The organism is Microcystis sp. M049S2, from assembly GCF_020245625.1.
Classification (GTDB): domain Bacteria; phylum Cyanobacteriota; class Cyanobacteriia; order Cyanobacteriales; family Microcystaceae; genus Microcystis; species Microcystis ichthyoblabe_A.
In genome coordinates this window covers 1-5,643 of record NZ_JADBUN010000021.1, presented here as the reverse complement: position 1 = coordinate 5,643, position 5,643 = coordinate 1, and the positions used below count along the sequence as shown (strand labels likewise).

General features: G+C 43.1%; 7 protein-coding genes and 1 pseudogene. 4 read left to right on the top strand and 4 right to left on the bottom strand.

Translation table 11 applies throughout. From position 1 onward, the window contains the following. Window positions 1-141: 141 nt before the first annotated feature. A complete protein-coding gene (locus IM496_RS01845; RefSeq protein WP_194016521.1) occupies window positions 142-690 on the bottom strand; it encodes an RDD family protein in 549 nt (182 codons plus the stop codon). A gap of 208 nt (window positions 691-898) precedes the next feature. Here IM496_RS01845 and IM496_RS01840 point away from each other — a divergent pair, with 208 nt between their 5' ends. Together IM496_RS01840 and bioF are read left to right on the top strand one after the other, a co-directional pair. Then, a complete protein-coding gene (locus IM496_RS01840; RefSeq protein WP_002747143.1) occupies window positions 899-1,258 on the top strand; it encodes a DUF6464 family protein in 360 nt (119 codons plus the stop codon). Window positions 1,259-1,325: 67 nt separating this feature from the next. Further along, window positions 1,326-2,483, top strand: coding sequence for an 8-amino-7-oxononanoate synthase (bioF, locus tag IM496_RS01835; protein ID WP_104396540.1), 1,158 nt, complete (start codon window positions 1,326-1,328; stop codon window positions 2,481-2,483). Between the two features lie 286 nt (window positions 2,484-2,769). Here bioF and hemB read toward each other — a convergent pair whose 3' ends face one another. Then, the gene (gene hemB, locus IM496_RS01830) at window positions 2,770-3,756 is read right to left on the bottom strand and encodes a porphobilinogen synthase (protein WP_104396541.1); all 987 of its coding nucleotides are present in this window, start codon (window positions 3,754-3,756) and stop codon (window positions 2,770-2,772) included. A gap of 511 nt (window positions 3,757-4,267) precedes the next feature. Here hemB and IM496_RS01825 point away from each other — a divergent pair. After that, a complete protein-coding gene (locus IM496_RS01825; RefSeq protein WP_194016524.1) occupies window positions 4,268-4,633 on the top strand; it encodes a phasin family protein in 366 nt (121 codons plus the stop codon). Window positions 4,634-4,692: 59 nt separating this feature from the next. After that, window positions 4,693-5,073, top strand: coding sequence for a hypothetical protein (locus IM496_RS01820; protein ID WP_104396543.1), 381 nt, complete (start codon window positions 4,693-4,695; stop codon window positions 5,071-5,073). Between the two features lie 79 nt (window positions 5,074-5,152). Here IM496_RS01820 and IM496_RS01815 read toward each other — a convergent pair whose 3' ends face one another. Together IM496_RS01815 and IM496_RS22595 are read right to left on the bottom strand one after the other, a co-directional pair. After that, window positions 5,153-5,302: a hypothetical protein gene (locus IM496_RS01815; protein ID WP_004163638.1), complete on the bottom strand. Its 150-nt coding sequence runs from the start codon at window positions 5,300-5,302 to the stop codon at window positions 5,153-5,155. 241 nt (window positions 5,303-5,543) lie between these two features. Further along, window positions 5,544-5,643, bottom strand: a pseudogene (locus IM496_RS22595) (IS200/IS605 family transposase); the annotation flags it as partial.

Genomic DNA, 5,643 nt, shown 5'->3' with positions numbered 1-5,643 from the left:
GAGGTAGTCAGTTACCTAATTTTCAGGGAAAAAGTACCTGAATTTTACCCCTGATCCCTCCAATGGTCGGCACTTTTTGAGGTCAAAAAAGTCTAAAAGCCTTATCCAACAAGGTTTTTAGATTTATTCAGCAAGCCCTATTTATCTTCTCATTCTGCCCTTAACTTGATACCAAAGCCTTCTTAAACGTAGATCGAGAGAAAAACCCCGACGGGTGGGAATAACAATCGTGCCACCGATGCGATCGTGGAAAGCGCGGTTCAATTGCTCATCACCGATCGCCATACCACAATCGGCAAAAAGGGGCGAAGATAATAAAATCAAGCTTAAAGGATTGCCAAAAAAAGTATTTAACCCTACCATCATTAAAGCTGCCCCGCCACCAGCGATCGCCTCTCGTTTGCTTAACTCCAAAATTCCGGGTAAACGCTGAAGTTGTAGATCGATGATCTTCATATCCAGGGCCCAACGTCCTAAACTCTGACCCTGATTCTGCGCTACTAATAACACCCGCAAACACCACCAAATCAGGAGAAAAAGGAAAAATTGCAGTACAGGCGCACTATTAGCAAAGGAGCTTAAAAACCAGATCGAGGCAAAGTCGATCAGGAAAGCATAGGCCCGACGATCTAAGGGAATTTTCGGAAATTTTTGCGGTAGATTATCTTCAGGCGGGATCGGGTAAACCATAAAGTCAATTCTCGGAAAAATCCTGCGGTTTATCTTCTACTCTAATCGGGAAATTGGCAATTCTAGAGTGAGTGGAACGAACCACAGAGACACAAAGGACACAAAGATTGATCGCTATTATATAAGTTAAACTTATCACACAAAGAATAAGAGAGCCAGAGATCTAAGCTACCATTGAGCAAAGGTAGCCCAGAATACAGGGATAATCATGGAGCAAGATTCATTAACAACGGAGGTTATTCTAACCCATCCGCGGCAAAGTTTGGGAGAGATACAGTTGGATTGGATGCCACAACCGGGTAATTATTTGGCCTTAAAAGGACAAACCTATGCGGTTTTGGAACGTCACCACCAGTATCAATACAAGATTGGTGGCTATTGTTTACGCAAAATTTCCCTTTATGTACAAACTGCTCCCACTCCTAACGAAAAAAGTTTGATTGAAGGACGTTGGGTGATGGGGGATGCTAGTTGTCGTTTTAACGCCAGATCCGAACTGTTACGCTGTGCGATTAACCCCTCTGGTCCCTGTCAAGATTGTCGTTTTTACGAAACTATTAACCCTTAAAAGAGCCTTTTTCGGCAACAATCTGGCTATTTTTCCCCTAGCTAACCACTATATTGATCAATCGCCTATGAATCATCCTTACTCTTGGATCGAGGATAGCTTAAAAACCCTCCATCGGGCCAATTGGTATCGAAGGGTTAAAACCATTCAAGGCCGGGGCGGAGCCGTTATAGAATTAGAGGGTCGATCGCTGATTAATTTTGCCAGTAATGACTATCTGGGATTAGCAGCCGATGAAAGAATGATCGCGGCAGCCATAGCAGCAACACAAAGCTATGGAACTGGAAGCACCGGCTCGCGTTTATTAAGTGGACACCGAGATATTCATCGAGACTTAGAATTAGCGATCGCATCCTTTAAAAATAGCGAAGACGCGATCGTTTTTAGTTCGGGATATTTAGCCAATTTGGGGACAATTACCTGTTTAGTGGCGCAGAAAGACCTGATTTTAGGAGATCAATACAATCACTCTAGCCTGAAAAATGGAGCCAAGTTAAGCGGTGCCACGGTGAAAGAATACCGGCACAATAGTCTCGAAGACTTAGAAAATCAGTTATTAGCCCACCGTCATCACTATCGTCATTGTTTACTGCTCACTGATACAGTGTTTAGTATGGATGGGGATATCTGTCCCCTAGCGGGAATTCTCGCTCTAGCCGAGATTTATAATTGTATGGTTTTGGTGGATGAGGCCCACGCTACCGGGGTTATGGGGGAAAATGGCACAGGTTGCGTGGAATATTGTGGTTGTCAGGGACGGGAATTAATTCAGATGGGAACCCTGAGTAAAGCTTTAGGCAGTTTAGGGGGATATGTGACCGGAAGTGCCAAAATTATCGATTTTATCCGCAATCGCGCCGCCACCTGGATTTATACTACCGGTTTATCCCCCGCCGACACCGCCGCCGCTAGAATGGCTTTAGAGATTATTCGTCTGGAACCGGAACGTCGCCAACGCCTACACCAAAATATTAATTTTGTCAAGAGTAACTTAAATAATTTTAATATATTGCCTTCGGAAGCGGCGATTTTATGTTTACCGGTAGCCAATCCGGGTCAAGCCCTAGAATTATCGCAAAAACTGCTAGAAAAAGGCATTTTTGCCCCCGCAATTCGTCCTCCTACCGTTCCCACCAGTCGTCTGCGATTTACTGCCATGGCCACCCATAGCCTCGCTCATCTAGAGATTCTTGTCCGGTCTATTGGCGAATCTTTCCCCATATAGGGAAAAAGTTTTTCGTGGGTTGTAGGGAAGTGGGGAAGTGGGGAACGGTTAAGTTAGACCGTCTTCATCGATAACTTTGGCTGAGTCATAGCACTTCAACCTACATTCCGCAGGTTCCTCAACAGAGAAAATAATATTTTTGACAAGCCGAACCGAGGAAGCGCAAAATGTACCTTTGAACATCGTTCAACTTGACTCGTTTCCACACAGAAACCAGAAGAGCCGTTGCTTGAATGAATTGTGCCTAACTACTTAATAATCAGCATGGTGGGTTGAATCATCAAGTTTAACCCTCTGCTAACCAGCGCACGGCATCCTTAGCGTGGTAGGTTAAGATAATATCGGCACCCGCCCGTTTAAAGCTGGTTAAAGTCTCTAAAGTCACTCTTTTTTCGTCAATCCAGCCATTTAACGCCGCCGCTTTAATCATTGAATATTCCCCCGACACATTGTAGGCAGCCACGGGTAAATTAGTCATTTCCTTGATTCTCCAGATAATATCCATGTAAGATAGAGCGGGTTTCACCATTAACATATCTGCTCCCTCTAATACGTCTAATTCCACCTCTTTTAATGCTTCCCGGGCATTACCCGGATCCATTTGGTAGGTTCTGCGATCGCCGAATTGGGGGGTAGAATCAGCCGCATCCCGAAACGGCCCATAATAGGCAGAAGCGTATTTAGCCGTATAGGAAAGAATCGGTGTATCACTATAACCGGCCTCATCCAATCCTTGACGAATTGCCTGGACAAAACCATCCATCATTCCCGAAGGTGCAATGATATCCACTCCCGCTTTTACCTGAGAAACGGCGGTTTTTTGCAATAATCCCAGAGTGGGATCGTTTAACACCCTGCCGGTTAAATCTCCCGTTTGCAGATAACCACAATGACCATGGTTAGTATATTCACACAAACAAGTATCGGCGACAATAAGTAGATCGGGAACTGCCTCTTTAATTGCCGTGGCCGCTTTTTGGACAATACCATGATCGTGCCATGCTCCCGTCGCCTCTGTGTCTTTACTTTCCGGCAGCCCGAATAAAATAATCGCTGGAATTCCTAAATCCCGCACTTCCTTGGCTTCGTCAACAATTTTATCGATTGATAATTGGTACACCCCCGGCATCGATTTGACTTCCTGGGCAATACCTTCCCCCGTCGTGGCGAAAAGGGGATAGATAAAGTCATTGGCTGTCAAGACGGTTTCACTCACCAGACGGCGCATTTGAGGGGTTTGACGCAGACGACGGGGGCGATGAATAGGAAACATAGTTTTTTGTGATTAAATCGGGAATCTTGTCTCGATTCTTTAGTTTAAATCTTTGCTGAGGATGAACACAAATCGATTCAGCCGGCAGCTGGCTGCCGGCAGCTATCCGCAATATTTAGTTATTTTGAGCTTAATCAAACTATTTAGGTCAAAAATGACCTGATGAGGCTCTATCGTCGTTTTGAGGGCGAAAAATCAGCAATTTGACTAAAATTTAATCTTTATAGCGATCACTTTTGCTGTTGCCACCACCTCATCTCTTTACAAAACTTTACCTCATCAGTTATCAGTTACCAGTTATCAGTTATCAGTTATCAGATGTGAGTTTTCAGTTCACTGATGGCTCTCTTGGATATTGGCTGAAAAATGTTCATGGTGTTACATTAGCGGCGCAAGCGTTCACTGATTACTGTTTACTGTTCACTGTTCACTGACTCCCAAAACCCATCTCCATTTGGGAGAAGGATCGTTTATTCTAGTAGGTAAGAGCGATCGATTCAGGATTTTTGCTATGGCGAACTTAGGTGATTTAGTCAAAAAAGCAGTTTATTTGGGTGTAGGCATTGCTACTTATGCCGCCGAAAAAGCTGAAGTAAATTTACAAGAATTAAGAAATCAAGCCCAAAAATTAGCCGATGAAATGATTTCTCGCGGCGAAATAAACGCAGAAGAAGCGAGGAAATACGTTGATGAGTTGGTGAAACAGGCACAACAGCAAACCGTAGAAGGTAACGAATCTAATATTCCCCATGAACCCCGACGGATAGAAATCATTGAAGATGAGGAGGACACCAAGGCAGCCAATCCAAAAGTAGATGAATTGCGGCAACAGGTGGAACGTCTTCAGGAGGAATTACGGAAACTGCAACAGGATTAAAACCTAGATTTTAGCGACAAATAATTAATTATTACCAGACAAGGGATGCAAGTATAAACATGGAAGATTGGCAGAAGGATTTTTGGGAAGTGATCGAAACTGTGGCACTGGGAATTGAAACTTTTTTCCAAGAAGTGACCCAAACTATCGAAGAAATCAATGAGGAAATTATCATAGATCTGGAACAGTTTATTCAAGAGGTTTTACCCCAGGAATTAGAAGATTTTTTTAACTCCGATGAATATCCCTTTTCGGAATTAGATGAACCCTCGGATTTTACCCTCACTCCTAAGGTTAACCCCGATCCTAACACCCATCCTGCTTGTATCGGTTGCCGTAATTATCACGGTTATATCTACGGAGGCAATCTTCTCGTCTGCGGTTTCCATCCCTACGGTTGGGATAGTGATAGTTGTCCCGATTGGCAAGCAGAAGATTAATTATTTTTCTATAAAATCAGGTAGGGTTATTATCCCTACCCATAACTTTTATCTCAAAGCAATTATCCGTCATTTTTAGTTAAGAATTACCCTTGGGAGCATGGTAAGGTTCAGAATCAAAAGGCTGCATCCCCACATCGGGATATTCATCATTGCTGGGGCTAAAAATGCGAGCAAAAGCCTCCGTTAGGTACTGGACAAAATTGTGTAACGTATCCTTGATATTCATTGCTTTTCTCTCCGACTCTCGACAACAATCTCTTTTTCGGATCAGGTTGATTCACCCCTCCATCCCAATTATCTGACCAGAATCTCATCAATTGTTGACTTTTGAGATAATTCTTGAATAATCTTCATAAGACTTGATGTTTTTTCTGGTTTATCTAAACTTTTATAATAATTCTTGTATTTTTGTAAAGGAAAAATTATTCAAATGAACTACCCCGCCGCAAGCGGACGGGGTATCAGAATCAAAATAGACTCAATTGTAGATTTTGGTGTAGCTGCAGGTATTCTTTATCTTGTTCTTTTACATATCTCGCTATCATACCTTCATCCCCATGCTTTCCT